Consider the following 17,437-nt stretch of genomic DNA (forward strand, 5'->3'; position numbering starts at 1 on the left):
CCCGACCGCACATTTTGGCCGATTCTATCCACCACTGGACGCATGCCTGAGGTTCTTCTCGTGCCTGATATGAAGCTTTTTGCTGGTAACGCCACCCCGGAACTAGCACAACGTATTGCCAACCGCCTGTACACTTCTCTCGGCGACGCCGCCGTAGGTCGCTTTAGCGACGGCGAAGTCAGCGTACAAATCAATGAAAATGTACGCGGTGGTGATATTTTCATCATCCAGTCCACTTGTGCCCCCACCAACGACAATCTGATGGAACTGGTTGTCATGGTCGATGCCCTGCGCCGTGCTTCCGCAGGCCGTATCACCGCAGTCATTCCTTATTTTGGCTATGCCCGTCAGGACCGCCGCGTGCGCTCCGCCCGCGTACCGATTACCGCAAAAGTGGTTGCCGATTTTCTCTCGAGCGTTGGCGTTGACCGCGTACTGACCGTTGACCTGCATGCTGAACAGATCCAGGGCTTCTTCGATGTGCCGGTGGATAACGTGTTTGGTAGCCCGATTCTGCTCGAAGATATGCTGCAGCTGAACCTGGACAACCCGATCGTGGTTTCCCCGGATATCGGCGGCGTGGTTCGTGCCCGTGCGATTGCCAAACTGCTGAACGATACCGATATGGCGATCATTGATAAACGCCGTCCGCGCGCTAACGTCTCTCAGGTGATGCATATCATCGGTGACGTTGCCAACCGCGACTGCGTGCTGGTTGATGATATGATCGACACCGGCGGCACCCTGTGTAAAGCGGCCGAAGCGCTGAAAGAACGCGGCGCGAAACGCGTCTTCGCCTATGCCACCCACCCGATTTTCTCCGGTAATGCGGTCAACAACCTGCGCAACTCCGTGATCGACGAAGTGGTGGTCTGCGACACCATTCCGCTGAGCGATGAGATCAAAGCGCTGCCGAACGTCCGTACGCTGACGCTGTCCGGCATGCTGGCTGAAGCTATTCGTCGTATCAGCAATGAAGAGTCCATCTCTGCGATGTTCGAACATTAATTGTTGCTGCATAAAAAACCCGCTCAGGCGGGTTTTTTTAGCGCTGAATTTTATTTGTATGATTTATTAATCCGTTATCCGTTGCAGCCCCTGGGGACCCGAGATCATGGTGAATAAGCTGTTCTCACCGCATATCATGCCTTTTCGCGCGCTGATTGACGCGTGCTGGAAAGAAAAATACACCACCGCCCGCTTTACCCGCGATTTAATCGCTGGCATAACGGTGGGCATTATTGCTATCCCGCTGGCAATGGCGCTGGCCATTGGCAGCGGCGTTGCCCCGCAATACGGGCTTTACACCGCGGCGGTTGCCGGTATCGTTATCGCCCTAAGCGGCGGTTCACGCTATAGCGTCTCCGGCCCGACCGCGGCGTTTGTGGTGATCCTCTATCCGGTATCGCAGCAGTTTGGCCTCGCGGGCCTGCTGGTGGCGACGCTGATGTCCGGCGTGTTTCTGATTCTGTTTGGGCTGGCACGGTTTGGTCGACTGATCGAATACATTCCCCTTTCCGTGACCCTCGGCTTTACCTCCGGTATCGGCATTACCATTGCCACCATGCAGGTTAAAGATTTCCTCGGCCTGCAGCTGACCCATGTCCCGGAACACTATTTGCAAAAAGTGGGCGCGCTGGTAATGGCACTGCCAACGGTGAATCCCGGCGATGCCGCCATTGGTATTGTTACCCTTGCTACGCTGGTACTGTGGCCGCGTCTGCGTTTGCGCCTGCCGGGGCATTTACCCGCCCTGCTGGCGGGCTGCGCAGTCATGCTGGTGGTCAATTTACTCGGCGGCCACGTCGCCACTATTGGCTCGCAGTTTCACTACGTTCTGGCAGACGGTTCACAGGGAAGCGGTATTCCGCAGCTTCTGCCGCAATTGATTTTGCCGTGGGATCTGCCGGGTTCGTCATTCACCTTAAGCTGGGATTCACTGCGCGCGCTGCTGCCAGCAGCGTTCTCAATGGCGATGCTCGGCGCTATCGAATCCCTGCTCTGTGCCGTGGTGCTGGACGGGATGACCGGCAGCAAACATAAAGCCAACAGCGAGCTGATTGGTCAGGGGCTGGGGAACATTGCCGCCCCCTTCTTCGGCGGGATCACCGCGACGGCGGCGATTGCCCGCTCGGCGGCCAACGTGCGCGCTGGCGCGACTTCACCCATTTCAGCCGTGATCCACTCCCTGCTGGTAATTATGGCGCTGCTGGTGCTGGCGCCTCTTCTCTCCTGGCTGCCCTTGTCGGCCATGGCAGCGCTACTGCTGATGGTGGCGTGGAACATGAGCGAAGCGCACAAGGTCATCGACCTGCTGCGCCGCGCGCCGGTGGATGACATTGTGGTGATGATTATCTGCATGTCGCTGACGGTGCTGTTCGATATGGTGATCGCCATTAGCGTCGGGATTGTGCTGGCCTCACTTCTCTTTATGCGCCGTATCGCCAGCATGACGCGGCTGGCGACGGTCAACGTCAGCGTACCGGATGATGTGCTGGTTTTACGGGTCATTGGCCCGCTCTTTTTCGCGGCGGCGGAAAATGTCTTCAGCGATCTGGAAAGCCGCATCGTTGGCAAACGCATTGTGGTGCTGAAATGGGATGCGGTGCCGGTGCTGGACGCTGGCGGGCTGGATGCGTTTCGTCGCTTTATCAATCGCCTGCCCGCAGGCACCGAGCTGCGGGTCAGCAACGTAGAGTTTCAGCCGCTGCGCACGCTGGCGCGCGCCGGTATCCAGCCTATCCCTGGCCGTCTGGCATTCTTCCCCAATCGCGACGCGGCGTTAGCCGATCTGCAAGCCTGATGCGCGCGCACCTCTCTCGCCCGCTGGTAACATGCAGCGCGAGGTGTGTGTAAAGGTTGAGAAAAGACAAAAAAACGGCCCTCGCAAGGGCCGCTATCGAAACTGAGCCATCAGCCATGATTCTGGCGATCGCGGCGGCAGCGCTTATCGTAATGACGCACCCACCAGTACTTATCGCATACCTGCTCATGTCCACTTACGCGGGCTCCAGCCAGCCAGAGAACGGCGCCAAGAAAAATACTCAGCACGGCACCGCTGGCAAAATACTGCGGCAGGTTAATCTGTGGGAGCTGGTTTAAAATTGAATAACCAACGCCGACAACCATCACTACTAACCCCAACCCCATAAGCCCATTACCGAGCAACGAAGCGTTTTTGCGTTTCATCTGTCACCTCCGGAACGACGGGTTGGATGGGATAACCCCAATCCTTGTGAACAAAGTATAGACAGCGTCTCTTTTACCGGTTGCGGGCACGATCACAATTATACATCTGCGCCTAACATAAATTTACAAATAAACCTCTGAACTGTTTGGGATTTGAATGGTTGCTCCAGGAAATTATTATCGTTTTGCGGGTTTCACTCTGAGAATTTTGTCTTCCCCCGTCGTACAACGTAAACTACGCGCCGGACATTGACCTGGTCAGGAAGAGAAAGTGACGATTAAATTGATTGTCGGGCTGGCGAACCCCGGCGCTGAATATGCCGCGACGCGCCATAATGCAGGCGCATGGTATGTAGACTTACTGGCGGATCGCGCCCGCGCGCCGCTGCGCGAGGAGCCGAAGTTCTTTGGCTATACCTCGCGTATTAACCTGGCGGGGGAAGATGTGCGCCTGCTGGTGCCGACCACGTTTATGAACCTGAGCGGCAAAGCGGTGGCGGCAATGGCAACCTTTTATCGTATCAACCCGGACGAAATTCTCGTTGCCCACGATGAGCTTGATTTGCCGCCCGGCGTGGCAAAATTTAAGCTTGGCGGCGGTCATGGCGGCCATAATGGGCTGAAAGATATCATCAGCAAACTGGGCAATAACCCCAATTTTCACCGCTTACGTCTCGGAATCGGTCATCCGGGCGATAAAAACAAAGTTGTCGGTTTCGTACTGGGAAAACCACCCACTTCCGAGCAGACGCTGATTGATGAGGCCGTAGACGAAGCGGCGCGCTGTACGGAGATTTGGCTGAAAGAGGGTTTAACCAAAGCCACCAATCGTCTGCACGCGTTCAAGGCGCAGTAAGCGGCGTCGGCGGCTTTTTTGCCGCGCGTAACGCAGGTTACGTGTATAATAGGCAAAGTTATTCACTTTTCTACAATCCGTTTTTATAAACGTATTGCTTATCAAGAGATTAAGGTAATTATCATGGGATTCAAATGCGGTATCGTTGGCCTGCCCAACGTGGGTAAATCCACCCTGTTCAATGCGCTCACCAAAGCCGGTATTGAAGCGGCTAACTTCCCGTTCTGTACTATTGAGCCGAACACCGGTGTGGTACCAATGCCCGATCCGCGTCTGGATAAGCTCGCGGAAATCGTCAAGCCGCAGCGTATTCTGCCGACCACCATGGAGTTTGTTGATATCGCCGGTCTGGTAAAAGGTGCCTCCAAAGGTGAAGGCCTGGGTAACCAGTTTTTGACCAACATCCGTGAAACCGAAGCTATCGGCCACGTTGTGCGCTGCTTTGAGAATGACAATATCATCCACGTAGCGGGTAAAGTGGATCCGGCGGAAGATATTGATGTTATCAATACCGAACTGGCCCTCTCCGATCTCGAAGCCTGCGAACGCGCGATTCACCGTGTTTCGAAAAAGGCCAAAGGTGGCGATAAAGACGCTAAAGTCGAGCTGGCGGCGCTGGAAAAATGCCTGCCGCAGCTGGAAAACGCCGGTATGCTGCGCGCGCTAGATCTGACGAAAGAAGAGAAAGAAGCGATTCGCTATCTGAGCTTCCTGACGCTGAAGCCGACCATGTACATTGCCAACGTCAATGAAGACGGTTTTGAAAACAACCCCTATCTCGATCAGGTTCGCGCTATCGCTGAGAAAGAAGGTTCTGTCGTGGTGCCGGTATGCGCTGCGGTTGAATCCGATATCGCTGAGCTGGATGACGAGGAGCGTGACGAGTTTATGGCCGAGCTGGGCCTCGAAGAGCCGGGGCTGAACCGTGTGATCCGTGCCGGTTACTCCCTGCTGAACCTGCAAACTTACTTCACCGCTGGCGTGAAAGAAGTGCGCGCATGGACCATTCCTGTTGGCGCAACCGCACCGCAGGCGGCGGGTAAAATCCACACCGATTTCGAAAAAGGCTTTATCCGCGCTCAGACCATCGCTTATGAAGATTTTATTGCGTTTAAAGGCGAGCAAGGGGCGAAAGAAGCCGGCAAGATGCGTGCGGAAGGTAAAGAGTACATCGTCAAAGACGGCGACGTCATGAACTTCCTGTTTAACGTCTAAATAAAATTTGTTGTCTTATGGGGTTTCATCGAAACTCATAAGAATCGCAAAAACCTATAAAATCCACGCAACTGCGTGGATTTTTCATTTGATAAAGTCTCAACTCATCTCATAACAACGCACTTAAAAATGAATGCATTAACCTACTGAACGCATACTCATAGCGTACGGTTTTCCCTTCAGGCGTCGTTCATACAGCAGCCATACGTCATCCATATCACCACTTCAAAAGCCGACAACAGGCTCAGAAGAAGCTCCAGTGTGACCATTGACCCTGACCCAAAATCCAGGGCAATTCAGAAACAAAATTCCGACATAATCTATACTCCCTGGTCGGAGGGGGCTGATTAAAAAATCACGATTCACCGCAGAGCAGATTGCTTTTGCCTGAAGCAGACTGAACTGGGGACGTCCGTGCCGGAGGTCTACCATAAGCTGGGCATCTCTGATGTCACGTTGGCAAAAACTGGCAAAGCGAATAGTGATATTTCGGTACCTGACTGAGTACAGATTTGAGAGGACCATAATTTACTGAATGTTCCATTTCTCCATAGCGATAAATTTTCTTTCATCTTTACCCTCGGTAATTAAAGCTATAAACTCACACTTTCATAGCCCAATCACTAACTAAAACCCGATAATGAAATTCATTACTTGTGCTTTCCTTGAAATAATCTGCATCTTTTATTTCGTTAATTTTTTTTAGTTCCAAAGACTCCGCCAAACCAATTGAGGCCAGATTACGTGTATCTATTAATGCATCGACATGCGATAACTTATAATTGTTAAATAAATAATTTATCAACAAACGCACGCATTGTTTTGCCACCTTTTGTTTTTGATATTTGCCAAACACATGGTAAGCAATATACGCGCATTCTTTATCAAGCATAATTGTCGCCTGGACATATCCCATATAGTCAGCGCTCTGACGACTTATAATGACCCAATTCAGCCAGATTTCGTTCTGACCTGAAGTGTGACGCTGAGATATTCTCTCATACCGTGCTGCCAACTCTTCAACGCTTGCCGGAGGATTAGAGGGTATAAATTTATAATCATCATCAACACATAGCCCCGCATACATTTTTGGCGCATGTAACTTATTCAATGGCTCCAAAAAATATAAATCTGACATCATAGGCTCAATTAATTGAGTATTCACCGTGCAAACTCCATAAGACCAAACATCAGGGCTGTGGACAGAAATTTAATAACAGCACTATCTTTGCTTTCCAGCAGACATTAGTAATGCTAAAGAAATAAGAAAGCTGAAAGTATAGGTATATTACGTCAATAGGTTAGTGATCTAAACCCATCAGAGGAAAATATTATGATACATAATGATAACACTTAAATGAATGTATTTGAAGATTTCAAAAATAGCAAATTTTTATTTAAAAATATCAAATGCTTCAAAAGCGATGATACCAACCTACTGATTTACTGCAAAATGACGATCTTAAAGAACATCTGAAAGCGTGATGGATAAGAGCAATGTTACGGTCGTCCATCAACACTATCTATATATTTATTGTTGCCAAGCAGTACGATTTGCCAGCACCGCTCTCTGTCGTGGCATAGTGAATTTGATCGCTTTCATGCATGCGCCGTAAGCTTATAGGTAGGCGCCTGGAAGGCCTTCGTAGAAAATCCTGCCGTAGGGTTAATTACGTATATCAAAAGTGGATATGTCAATGATGTACAATCAAGATAACAAAATAATAATATATAAAATATTAAATGATAATTTACGCTTCAACGTCTAAATAAACTGAGTTGTCTTATGGGGTTTCAGAACATCTCGTAACGATCACAAAAACTTATAAAACCACGCAACTGTGAAGATTTTTCATTTCATAAAGTCTCAACTCATCTCATAACAACGCACTTAAAAATGAATTTATTAATGAGTACAACATTCTTCTATTTTCATTTTAAGTGAGGACAAAAAACGTTAAATAAATAAGCAAGGCCCTGTAATGCTCACTGAGATGCAATGCCGCACTGCCAGGCCAAAAAAAACTTTGTCGGCTCAATGATTTCATTGGTCTCTACCCCGAAGTGTTACCCAATGGCAAAAAGGGATTGCGATATCGGTTTTAACGCAACGGTAAATCCAGCATGTTTGCTGTGGTATTACCCGCAATCGGTACCCCCTACCAGAGAGATTACCCGACACCACATTCTTACAATCCCTGCTGCCTCCCTTCCCGCTCCATACCCTTCCAGGAGATTTCTGTGTAGAGCATGTAAATACTACGAACACCTGCTAAATGCTGTGAGTGGACATTGTTAACATTGTACCGTGTTAATCTATGTGGAGCAGGTCAATTTGGTTATGGACAGGAAACCGGAAAAGTGCATATTTCTAATTCTTTAAGAATCGCGCAACTTTTTTTTGAAGTCTAAATTTTCTCATTGCCAATTGTCACCTTAAAGAAAATATTCAGACTCATTAATACCAAAAGCAGAGTAGTTTTTTGCCTTGGGGCGTTGGTTGAGTCGGATGATTTACGTACTGACCCACATCTACGGCGCACAGCATCTCCGTTCCCTCCATAATCAAAATGCCAATTAAATACACCTGTAGAATTCGCAGATGCTGCACGCTGCATCGCGTGACGCTCACATCAGGTTTAACTTAAGTTTTTTAGTTAATAATAGGTTATCTGTTTTGCCACTCAAACCGTAGAACAGCCCCATGTATCCTTGAAGTATTTCGTGAATAATTTACTTGCCCAAATGGCATAATCCTTTTTATATTTCCACTCATATACCTATGCACTAATGACAAAATGTGACACTCCAGGTTGAGATAATCACGCCTTGAAATAATCCGCGGTCGATTATTCGTCGATCCACTGTAAAGAATAAGGAGAAAGTTGTGAATAACGTCAATACCTTCCTTAAGGAAAACTTACCTTTAGTAAGTAAAAATGTTTTTGTTGCGCCAGGCATTCCCGAAAAAAAATTGAATAACGTCGCTAAAGCATTCAATGTTGCAGATAACTTAAATGCGGTACTGGCCATTTATGACAATACAGTGTTTGGCAGTGCAAAAGATGGCATCGTTTTTACGGGTGAAAAACTGGTCATAAAAGAAACTTTTGAAAGTCCCTATGACGTGTTCTACAGCAATATTGAAGCAGTAGAATATAAAGAAGATGTTACGGCAAATGATAAAGGCAAAGAGAAGCGCACAGAGTCTGTTTCACTCAGACTAAAAAATGGCGAGGTAAAACAACTCAAAAGTTTGATGGATTGCGACTACAAAAAGCTGAGCGACGTTCTTGAGCATACCATCAGTGACTTTGACGAGTTCAAAGAAGAAGATCAGCTCATCACCCTTGCCGAAATGTCAGAAGCGCTCAAAGTGGCTTATGTAAAAGTCATTGTGAACATGGCATTCTCCGATGATGATCAGGTTGATAAAAAAGAGTTTGCCGAAATTCTCTTATTGATGACCCGACTTGAGTTAACGACTGAATCCCGATTTATGCTGCGTAGCTATATCGGTGCAGAATCCAGTCAGATACCGGTTGAAGAATTAATGGCGATCGTTGACCAGGAATGCGTCCCTGGCCATAACAAATCAATAAAAATCTCTCTTGTTAAAGACCTGATTAGCATTTTCATGAGTGTTAATAACGGAGAATACAAAAACTTTCCATTTTTGCAGCAAGTGCAACCCTTGCTGGGCGTAACTAATGAAGAAATAGAACTCGCAGTGATGGCTATTCAGCAAGATTTTAAGCTGTTGCGGGAAGATTTTTCCGACGATGCGCTAAAACGCAGCATGAAAGAGCTTACGGCAAAAGCAGGTGCGGTAGGTGTGCCCCTCGCTGCTGTTTATCTCTCTGGCTCTGTCATCGGTATGTCCGCTGCGGGCATCACTTCTGGCCTCGCAACACTTGGACTTGGCGGTGTGCTGGGTTTTTCCAGTATGGCAACAGGCATCGGTGTCGCGGTGTTATTAGGTGTAGGAGCCTATAAAGGGATCCGCCATCTTACGGGCGCCAACGAACTGGATAAAACCAAGCGCCGGGAACTGATGCTTAATGAAGTCATCAAGCAGACCCAATCTACATTGTCTGCCCTGATCAATGACCTCAATTATATTTCTGGAAAGTTTAATGAAGCTCTGGATGCGCATAATCATCAAGCAGAAAAAATTCAAAAACTCCAAAAAATGATGAATGCACTAACCGGCGCGGCGGATGAATTGAATAAGAAGTCTAATAAAATGCAAAACAGTGCACTCAAACTTAAGTGCCCTGTATTTCTTGATGAGGCCAAACTCAGTTCGCTGACCCGAGAACCAGTCAAAAAACAATTTCATGATATTGTTCTTTCATTCTATGAAGAATGTATTGTTAAAGAGCAGCACGATGGTAAGAGCGTTGAAGTGAAAAAACTTAAGATAAAAGAATACGCATCCACGCAGCAATTAGAAAAACTTGCCGCCATCTTTGAAGGTATCGGTTATTTCAGAGCGGGGGATGTTATCAAAGGCAAATTGACCGGACTATTCTCATAATGAAAAAACCGGATACTCAGGTATCGGCCTTGCTGGTGCAGAAGCACCAGCTTGAACAAAGCGAGTGTCAATTGGGTGACCTTGATGCCGCTCTGGAAGCGCTTAACGCTTTGCAAACTGATACCGATGCTGCTTTAGATGCAATGATTCTGGCTATGGATGGTGTTCTGGAACACTCAGGTATCACGTTTGATGAGCATATCCACACAACGGTTTCCAGTGAATTCACTGATTACCTTGAATCCGGTTTGACCCCGTCATCGTCCAGTATCAGTAAGCTGTCGATGATAGAAACAATAGCATTCACCAGCGATATGGACTGGGAAACCTATTCTCAGTCCGTCACGCACTATGCCCATAAACACAATATCAATTTAACGGTCGATCCCTTTAGCGCCCTTATGTCCCCAACCCAGAGGATAGCCCTGGAGAAACGCATTCAGGAAGACTTTACCTTAAAGACTGCCCGCTGCGACAAATATGATTACATGATCGCTGGCACCTGTGGCGTTATTGGCGGGCTTATCGATATTTTTCTGGTAGGCGCACCAGGTGAAGGAAAACTGACCCAGCTTGCAGATAATGCAGTAGACGGTGCCGTTGAGAAATTCGCCTCAGCATTTGGATGGAAAGGCGGTTCAGAAAGCAGCGATCCGATAAAAAGCGCTATCGGTTTTCTGGAGAGAAAATTCAAGGTCAACTATGACCATCGGCATGGTGGAGATGTTGACGGTCTATTCAGGATGAACACGAAGAATCACCATATTAAAAGTCTCGCCCACTCCCCGGACTTAGTCGGTTTATTTTTCTCGATCCTTGACCAATTTACCAGCACGGCACATTTTGTGGCAGATGGAAAACTGGTTTCCGTAGATACCGAAACTTTTGAGCTGAAGGGGAATAACGTCGTCTCTAAGGTATTCAGTGGGTTTGTAAACTGGCTGGGCCACCTTTTCTCTGATATGGCGGGTTCTTCCGGTGCAGCAGGGAGAGGCTCCGGCATCCCAATTCCTTTCTTTTCATTGCTTCAGTTTATTAACGTGGGCGAATTTGGTCAGCATCGCCAGTCTTTCGCCACCGTTGCCGTCCAGGTTTTTGAGAAAGGATACGACTTACGGCATGGATTAGCGATGGCGATCCCCGTCCTGATTACTGAGCTGCTTGTGCGAATTACCTGGTCGGTTAAACAACGTTGCTACCATAAAAAGGCCTGGGGTGAATGCATACCTTCTGCAAATAATCCTGAACTCAGGCGAATGTTGCTGGTTGCGCATGGGACCTTGTGTTTGATGGATGCAGGAGATGCGGCACTTCGTTCAGGAGGAGAAATGATTCAGTTCCTCCTGAGAACGAACCTCATCGGCTGGGCGAGGTTTGGAACTCTGGCGATTAAAGAACTCCATGTATGGTACAAAGCCGGTGGAATTGATGCCAATGCTGTAGATGATTATATGGATCATGAACTTCGACGAATGCTAAAAGCGGGTTAACGTTACGGCATCGTTAAATAACGCAAATCCTGGGTGCCTGGCTGTAATAAACCAGGCACCGGCAAATCTGTTAACGCAAGGCAGAAAAGGCACCTTCATTGTGAGAAAGAAATGACCTGTGAGTTGCTCGACCATCTTATGGCAGCTAAGTGCCAGGAGCGGATGTTGTAAAGAGCCTGGCATAATAATGACTTAGTGGCGGTAAACAATAACGAAAAGTACAATCAAGATTGGCCCGGAGTATCAGTAGAGCGTAGAGTTGCTATTATGATTTTTGGTAAGCAATTTGGGAATAACAATGTCACTCCGGGTTGAGTTACGGGGTATAGTGATAGGTTGAATCTGCAAAAGCCGAAATATATCATCTTGGTTAGTTGAGAACATAGTCAAAAGCCAGATCGTCGCTTTTCCCTAAGTATCGTTGTTTCGTTTTCTCAAAAACTCTGATGATTATGTAGAAATCGTCACCCATTACCTGCTTTGATCGTTCAGAATTTTCCCAGACAATAACCATCCCACCAGCCATTCCCGAACTTAACATATCCCAAAGCGCATCAGCATTATGCCCATAATAGGGACCAAAATCTAACTTTTCGCCTATAATTCGGTGAAAATCAGCCTTACTGTTTATTTGAACACCATCAATTTTTATTACTTCCACACCCATTTCCACTTATCTATAGTTGATACATTTTCGTAATGATCAGTTTTACTATAAAGCAATCCATTATGTAAATATAACAAACTCGTATCATCTTATTTATACTAGTCACTTTATCCTTCCACTGTGTGGGATAAATGATCATATCAGGGTGCATCTCGACTACTTCCGTGCGGGAGCACAGATCGCCATTACTGCGAGCCATCAGGCGACGGCGGCAGGTTTTGCTGCCTGTGGTTTAATGAGGAGCAAGGGAAAACGCTGATTGCGCGCAGTGTCGAACTGGCAAAAGAGGCGCGAGAGAGGTATCGCAGGGAAAATCCCCATGCCGGGGCGCGGCTGATTGCCGGCTCCGTCGGGCCTTATGGCGCGTATCTGGCCGATGGGTCTGAATACCGGGGAGATTACCACTGCAGCCGCGAGGCGTTTAAAGCCTTCCATCGGCCGCGCATTGCGGCGCTGTTAAGCGCGGGAGCTGATTTACTGGCCTGTGAAACCCTGCCCTGCGCAGCCGTAATGGCAGGCGTGTCAGGGAAGTAAACTAGCCATCCTGCGCTGCCGACAGGATCCTCAAGGCCATCATTACCTCACGATATTAAAAACGCTGCTCACAGCGTGCGCTGATATAATTATTCGACAAAAAGAACCGCTATTTTTATTACCATATAAATGCTGGCAATAACCTGCGTCAGTATGACAAAAAAAGCCAGTGAGCCCAGAAGCGTAATTTTTCTACGCAGAATAAAAATGATACCGGATAATACCGCGCAAAAAAGAAGGGTTTTTAATATCCATGCCAGCGGCACAAATAAAACATATCCGGCGGTAACGCCCGCCATGCCGATGGCGCCGATGGCAATACCGCCGCAGAATCCCCATCCCCAAAATGTCATCGGCAGACTCAACTGCCCGGTAACCAGTTTTTTCATTAATGCTGCACCCTGTCAAAAAGCGTGATATTCACATGCCTTTCTTATCCGTTGACTGACCGTGTCATTAAAACCACTCCTGAACCAAGTTTGGCTGATACTTCGCCATCGCTTTTGTAGACGTCACCAGCAACCTTTTACCGTATGTCGCCCTTCACTACCCCTTTAAGATAATATTAATTCCCTTGACTTAAAGGTATTTGTTTGTTTTTCAGACAACCGTACATACTGTAACAAAATAACCCCGCCGCCCTTTATTCAGCTGCTATACATAACCATCATGATCTAATCCCTGTTGTATAAAAATGAAGGAATGAATATGAAAGTGAAACTGACAGCACGACTGATGGCCAGGCTACATCTGTTTCTGGCACTGGTCTGGGCGGTTCTGACTATTCCAACCCTGATATGGTGGAAGAACAGTATACTCTGGGTGTCGCTGATGAGTATTTACGCTATCGTCATTTCACATCTGGCGGCCTATAGCGCGGCCCATGCTGAGAAGGCCGCCAGCCAGGCATTGAGTGAAAGCGGTGAGGCGAATAAGAAAATCTCCGCCAAAGAGAGAGAAGCCACAGGGCCGTAATAGTATTTGGCCCGCGTTCTGCGATGGATGTCTGCAGGGGGCAACATCGCAGAATCGCGTTGGGCAAACCTGCCGGTAACTTTATTCCCCAACACCGCAAGCAAACTAAACGGACATAACGCGCGGCTGTTATTAAACGTTGATGATAAAGCAAGACATTAATAAAAGAGGCTCCGCCAGCCAGCCTGATTAAATATGCCTGCGAAGTCGCCACTCTCAATTACGCTCAGCCTACAAAAAAAATCAATCGTCGCTTACCCTTCGCGGGTAATTTTAACGCTTTGTATGCCAATGTATCTGCCGCTGCGACGCATACACCCCGTTGCATAACCCGTCATTTTCAACATATCCCCGCTACATTACCGTGTTCTTCTGTACGTACTTACCCACTGTACGGAGACGATGCAATGTTACGACTGTTAATTTCAACATTACTGATGGGCGCTTCGGCGACCTGCGCCTGGGCCGAGAGGCTTGATAATTTAAGCGCCGCTGAGGTGCTGGGACCGGCGGCCGTTGCGCCACTTGAGGCGCCTCAGCCGGCGGCGAAATTGATTGTCGACGCGCCGCTGGCAGGCCCGCTGCGTAAAGGGGCGGTGTTTATTCAGTATCGCGCCGAGAACCTGCGCATTGAGCCGGTATTTGGCCCCGAGGCGCTGAAAGTGACGCCGCGCATTGGTCATATCCACGTTAGCGTCGATGGCAATCCGTGGCACTGGGCGGATGCCAGCGGCGAGCCGGTAATTCTGGTCGGGCTGCCTGCCGGTAAACATGAGGTGACGATTATTCTCGCCGACCCCACCCATAAGCCGCTGGACAGTAAAACCGTTACCTTCACCGTGCCGGCCGCAGCCGGTAGCCACTAACCTACAGGGAAACCGTTATGACCAGGCTCTTTCGTAAGTCACTGCTGGCTGTGCTGGCGCTGAGCGCGGCCACGCCTGCATTTGCCGCGCCGTCGGAAAGCGACTATGCCGCCGCCTTTAACCAGATTCAGCACGTTAACGCCGGCGTGCTGAACGTCGGGTATGCCGATATTGGCCCCCGCGACGGGCAGGTGGTCATTCTGCTGCACGGCTGGCCCTATGATATTCACAGCTACGCCGCAGTCGCACCAAAGCTTGCCGCCAAAGGCTTTCGCGTTATCGTGCCCTATCTTCGCGGCTACGGCAGCACGCGCTTTTTATCGGCAAGCACGCCGCGCAACGGTCAGCCTTCGGCCATGGCGGCGGATGTCGTGGCGCTGATGGATGCGCTGAAAATCAAACAGGCGGTCATTGGCGGATTCGACTGGGGCGCACGCACCGCGGATATTGTCGCCGCACTGTGGCCGGAGCGGGTGAAATCGCTGGTCTCCGTCAGCGGCTACTTAATTAGCAGCCAACAGTTAGGCCAGAAGCCGCTGCCGCCGAAAGCGGAGCTGCAGTGGTGGTATCAGTTCTATTTCGCCACCGAGCGCGGGCGCCAGGGGTATACAGAGAACCGGGATGCGTTTGCCCGCCTGATCTGGCAGCAGGCGTCTCCCGGCTGGACGTTTAGCGAAGCGACCTTTAAGCAGGCGGTTAAGGCGCTGGATAACCCGGATCAGGTGGCAATTACTCTCAGCAACTACCGCTGGCGGCTGGGGCTGGAAAAAGGCGAGCGCAAATATGATGCCTGGGAGCAAAAACTCGCCACGCTGCCGGTTATCCCGGTGCCGACGATAACTATCGAGGGCGATAATAACGGTGCGCCGCATCCGGCAGCAGAAAGCTACCGGGGGAAATTCAGCGGCCCATATCAACACCGCATCTTTAGCGGCAATATCGGTCACAATCCCCCCGCAGAAGCCCCCGATGATTTTGTTAACGCCATCAGCGATGCCGCCGCGTTGTCATCACGACGTTGATAGCGAAGAAGGCGTTGTAGAATACCGCGTTGTGGCATTAAACGCAGGTAAGCAGCCAGCGCTTACCTGCTTAATGCGCTGCCCGGCAAAAGGCTCACGCGCTGCTTTTTGCCTGGTTTCGCCCACTCTGCTTGGCGCTGTACAGGGCACGGTCAGCGCGCTTTTCCAACATCTCCGCTTCCCCTGCCTGCCCGGTCGCCACCAGCGTCGCGCAACCCGCGCTGATCGTCACCACGCCGCCGGGCACGTCGGTACTCTTATGCGCCAGCCCGGCATTGACGACGGCCTGAACCGCGAGGCTTGCCAGGTTTATCGCCTCGTCCGCGTCGGTGGCGGGCAAAATAATCGCGAACTCTTCCCCACCGTAGCGCGCCACCAGATCGTCGCTGCGCAGCGGCAGGCTTTTAAGGGCGTTGCCCACTTTTTTCAGACATCGGTCGCCGGCGACATGACCGTAAGTGTCGTTGTAGCGCTTGAAATAATCGACATCGAGCATAATCAGCGACAACGGCTTATTTAACTTCATTGAGCGCTCAAGGTTTTTCTCCAGCAGCGCATCAAACTGCCTGCGGTTGGCAAGCCCCGTCAGCCCGTCCACCATCGCCAGCGACTGCAGCGTATGGTTGATGCTGGTCAACTCATCCCGCATCGCTATTACCGCCAACTGATTTTTCAGGTTCGATTTTACCTGCCGCAGCATAACGAGGCCCATACCGGCTATCACCATCAGCAGCAGGGTATTGAGCAGCATAATAAGAATGTTTTCTGCGAGCCATTCCGAACGAATCGCCTCGCGGTCATAGCCGGCGGTCACGATCAGCGGATACTGCTTTAGCCGGGCATACCCATAAATACGTTCAACACCATCAAGACTTGAGCGCCACGCGGCGTTGCCACTGTCGGATTTTTTCAGCATCGTCTGGAATAACGGGCTGTTAGAAAGGGTGTGGTTAATAAAGGCGTCAGGATACGGGCGGGTATAGAGTATGGTCGCGTCGTCGAGAATCAGCGCCAGCGCATCCCGTTTATCCAGCATGTAGTAATTGTAAAACTGGCGGAAATAATCGACTTTGACGGTGGCAAGCGCCACGCCGGCAAAATTACCTGCCGCATCATTTAATCGCATCGACACCGGTATCACCAGCTCGCCGGTGGAGTGGCTGTGCATTACTTTACTGATATGCAGGCCCAAATCCTCATGCTTGCTGTGCCAGACAAAGTACTCCGGTTCGGCGGCGTTGGCGTTTGGCAGCACGTTACTGTCCGACGCGGCAACCCAGTTACCCCGCGCATCATAAATAAACAGACCGTGCAGTTGAGGCAGCTTAGTCTGATGCAGCTTTAGCTCGTCGCTAAAGGCGGGCACCAGGCTGTAAGCCTGCCCGTGTAGCGTCAGCTGTCGCACCACATTGCTAAGGGTAATGTCGACCTGCAAAAAGGTCCCTTCAGCCTGCTTTGCCAGCGACAACGACAGGTTAGCCGCATCGCGCTCGCGCTCCGCCAGCTTTATCTGCCAGTTATTCCATAGCAGCCAGGCGTTAAACCCCGCCACGGCAAAAGTAATAATGCACAAAAATAGCGTCAGGTTACGCCCCAGTGAAGAGCGCATCAGCGGTGACGAGAGTTTTTTAAAGGTTCTTTTCAAGAATCGGTAGCTCCCGAAGGGTACAATTACATTTTAAACATCGTGCCGCCCGCACGGTTTCTACCGGCGTGACGTCTCATCGGGTTACGTGCCGCCGTTTCTTTCCAGCGTCATCAGCCGGGCGAGTGATAAAGAGGCGTTCATCACCTTTCCAGCATCGATTGTTGCGGTGAAGAGAGTATCGGCACTGTTTGCTTGCGGTTGAGTTTTATTGTGAATAAACGTGGTTTAAGCGGACTATTTTTATTTGTGCCGACTTTTTATTTCGCCTGAATATCATTAACAGGTTAACTATTATCCGGCTTGTGAAATAAACGAACGGAGAATATATCATATTAATTGCGTAATCGAGAAAATATTTACACAGATCACCTTTCTCACCGATTAAATTAAATTAACTATGCACCCTGACGATAAGGATCCTGATAACTGCTGCCC

General features: G+C 49.5%; 14 protein-coding genes and 3 pseudogenes. 11 read left to right on the forward strand and 6 right to left on the reverse strand.

What is annotated here, in order from left to right:
- Nucleotides 1-60: 60 nt before the first annotated feature.
- Complete coding sequence (gene prs, locus RW65_RS09430) at nucleotides 61-1,008, forward strand: ribose-phosphate diphosphokinase (RefSeq protein WP_017457137.1); 948 nt, start codon at nucleotides 61-63, stop codon at nucleotides 1,006-1,008.
- A gap of 106 nt (nucleotides 1,009-1,114) precedes the next feature.
- Nucleotides 1,115-2,803 carry a C4-dicarboxylic acid transporter DauA gene (dauA, locus tag RW65_RS09435; protein WP_502685550.1) on the forward strand — a complete coding sequence of 563 codons (1,689 nt, stop codon included), beginning with the start codon at nucleotides 1,115-1,117 and terminating at the stop codon, nucleotides 2,801-2,803.
- A gap of 110 nt (nucleotides 2,804-2,913) precedes the next feature.
- Here dauA and ychH read toward each other — a convergent pair whose 3' ends face one another.
- Complete coding sequence (gene ychH, locus RW65_RS09440) at nucleotides 2,914-3,189, reverse strand: stress-induced protein YchH (protein WP_039056476.1); 276 nt, start codon at nucleotides 3,187-3,189, stop codon at nucleotides 2,914-2,916.
- Between the two features lie 271 nt (nucleotides 3,190-3,460).
- Here ychH and pth point away from each other — a divergent pair, with 271 nt between their 5' ends.
- The gene (gene pth / locus RW65_RS09445; RefSeq protein WP_039056477.1) at nucleotides 3,461-4,045 is read left to right on the forward strand and encodes an aminoacyl-tRNA hydrolase; all 585 of its coding nucleotides are present in this window, start codon (nucleotides 3,461-3,463) and stop codon (nucleotides 4,043-4,045) included.
- Nucleotides 4,046-4,168: 123 nt separating this feature from the next.
- Nucleotides 4,169-5,260 (forward strand): redox-regulated ATPase YchF, encoded by a 1,092-nt coding sequence (ychF, locus tag RW65_RS09450; protein WP_039056478.1) that lies wholly within the window; start codon nucleotides 4,169-4,171, stop codon nucleotides 5,258-5,260.
- A gap of 150 nt (nucleotides 5,261-5,410) precedes the next feature.
- On the opposite strand, the pseudogene RW65_RS23030 reads toward ychF, so the two are convergent.
- A pseudogene (locus RW65_RS23030) lies at nucleotides 5,411-5,556 on the reverse strand (IS1 family transposase); the annotation flags it as partial.
- A 305-nt stretch (nucleotides 5,557-5,861) separates the two neighbouring features.
- Nucleotides 5,862-6,425 (reverse strand): GNAT family N-acetyltransferase, encoded by a 564-nt coding sequence (locus RW65_RS09455; protein ID WP_039056479.1) that lies wholly within the window; start codon nucleotides 6,423-6,425, stop codon nucleotides 5,862-5,864.
- An 817-nt stretch (nucleotides 6,426-7,242) separates the two neighbouring features.
- Here RW65_RS09455 and RW65_RS23035 point away from each other — a divergent pair.
- The 3 genes and pseudogenes from RW65_RS23035 to RW65_RS09465 all read left to right on the forward strand — a co-directional run.
- Nucleotides 7,243-7,363, forward strand: a pseudogene (locus RW65_RS23035) (tyrosine-type recombinase/integrase); the annotation flags it as partial.
- Between the two features lie 784 nt (nucleotides 7,364-8,147).
- Nucleotides 8,148-9,800: a hypothetical protein gene (locus RW65_RS09460; RefSeq protein ID WP_039056480.1), complete on the forward strand. Its 1,653-nt coding sequence runs from the start codon at nucleotides 8,148-8,150 to the stop codon at nucleotides 9,798-9,800.
- On the forward strand, nucleotides 9,800-11,290 hold the full coding sequence (locus tag RW65_RS09465) for a hypothetical protein (RefSeq protein WP_039056481.1): 1,491 nt from the start codon (nucleotides 9,800-9,802) through the stop codon (nucleotides 11,288-11,290). Before RW65_RS09460 ends, RW65_RS09465 begins: the two co-directional genes overlap by 1 nt.
- A 370-nt stretch (nucleotides 11,291-11,660) precedes the next feature.
- On the opposite strand, the gene RW65_RS09470 is transcribed toward RW65_RS09465, so the two are convergent.
- Entirely contained in the window at nucleotides 11,661-11,951 is a 291-nt protein-coding gene (locus tag RW65_RS09470) for a barstar family protein (RefSeq protein WP_502685551.1), read from the reverse strand.
- A gap of 151 nt (nucleotides 11,952-12,102) precedes the next feature.
- Here RW65_RS09470 and RW65_RS21845 point away from each other — a divergent pair.
- Nucleotides 12,103-12,455: pseudogene (locus RW65_RS21845) on the forward strand (homocysteine S-methyltransferase family protein); the annotation flags it as partial.
- A 125-nt stretch (nucleotides 12,456-12,580) separates the two neighbouring features.
- Here RW65_RS21845 and RW65_RS09485 read toward each other — a convergent pair.
- Nucleotides 12,581-12,880: a hypothetical protein gene (locus RW65_RS09485; RefSeq protein WP_039056485.1), complete on the reverse strand. Its 300-nt coding sequence runs from the start codon at nucleotides 12,878-12,880 to the stop codon at nucleotides 12,581-12,583.
- A 325-nt stretch (nucleotides 12,881-13,205) separates the two neighbouring features.
- On the opposite strand from RW65_RS09485, the gene RW65_RS09490 reads away from it, so the two are divergent.
- From RW65_RS09490 to RW65_RS09500, 3 genes are all read left to right on the forward strand, one after another.
- A complete protein-coding gene (locus RW65_RS09490; protein WP_231564380.1) occupies nucleotides 13,206-13,466 on the forward strand; it encodes a monooxygenase in 261 nt (86 codons plus the stop codon).
- Between the two features lie 437 nt (nucleotides 13,467-13,903).
- Entirely contained in the window at nucleotides 13,904-14,332 is a 429-nt protein-coding gene (locus RW65_RS09495; RefSeq protein WP_039056704.1) for a DUF6130 family protein, read from the forward strand.
- 17 nt (nucleotides 14,333-14,349) lie between these two features.
- The gene (locus RW65_RS09500; protein ID WP_039056487.1) at nucleotides 14,350-15,354 is read left to right on the forward strand and encodes an alpha/beta fold hydrolase; all 1,005 of its coding nucleotides are present in this window, start codon (nucleotides 14,350-14,352) and stop codon (nucleotides 15,352-15,354) included.
- Nucleotides 15,355-15,448: 94 nt separating this feature from the next.
- Here the strand turns inward: RW65_RS09500 and RW65_RS09505 are convergent, their stop codons facing one another.
- Nucleotides 15,449-16,999, reverse strand: a complete 1,551-nt coding sequence (locus RW65_RS09505) for a sensor domain-containing diguanylate cyclase (RefSeq protein ID WP_353598698.1) — start codon at nucleotides 16,997-16,999, stop codon at nucleotides 15,449-15,451.
- Nucleotides 17,000-17,437: the final 438 nt, after the last annotated feature.

The organism is Enterobacter sp. Bisph1 (assembly GCF_000814905.1).
Taxonomy (GTDB): Bacteria; Pseudomonadota; Gammaproteobacteria; order Enterobacterales; family Enterobacteriaceae; genus Kosakonia.

Coding starts and splice junctions, on each gene's coding strand:
- dauA (WP_502685550.1), top strand. CDS start 1,115: ATGGTGAATAAGCTGTTCTCACCGCATATCATGCCTTTTCGCGCGCTG.
- ychH (WP_039056476.1), bottom strand. CDS start 3,189: ATGAAACGCAAAAACGCTTCGTTGCTCGGTAATGGGCTTATGGGGTTG.
- ychF (WP_039056478.1), top strand. CDS start 4,169: ATGGGATTCAAATGCGGTATCGTTGGCCTGCCCAACGTGGGTAAATCC.
- RW65_RS09465 (WP_039056481.1), top strand. CDS start 9,800: ATGAAAAAACCGGATACTCAGGTATCGGCCTTGCTGGTGCAGAAGCAC.
- RW65_RS09485 (WP_039056485.1), bottom strand. CDS start 12,880: ATGAAAAAACTGGTTACCGGGCAGTTGAGTCTGCCGATGACATTTTGG.
- RW65_RS09495 (WP_039056704.1), top strand. CDS start 13,904: ATGGGCGCTTCGGCGACCTGCGCCTGGGCCGAGAGGCTTGATAATTTA.
- RW65_RS09500 (WP_039056487.1), top strand. CDS start 14,350: ATGACCAGGCTCTTTCGTAAGTCACTGCTGGCTGTGCTGGCGCTGAGC.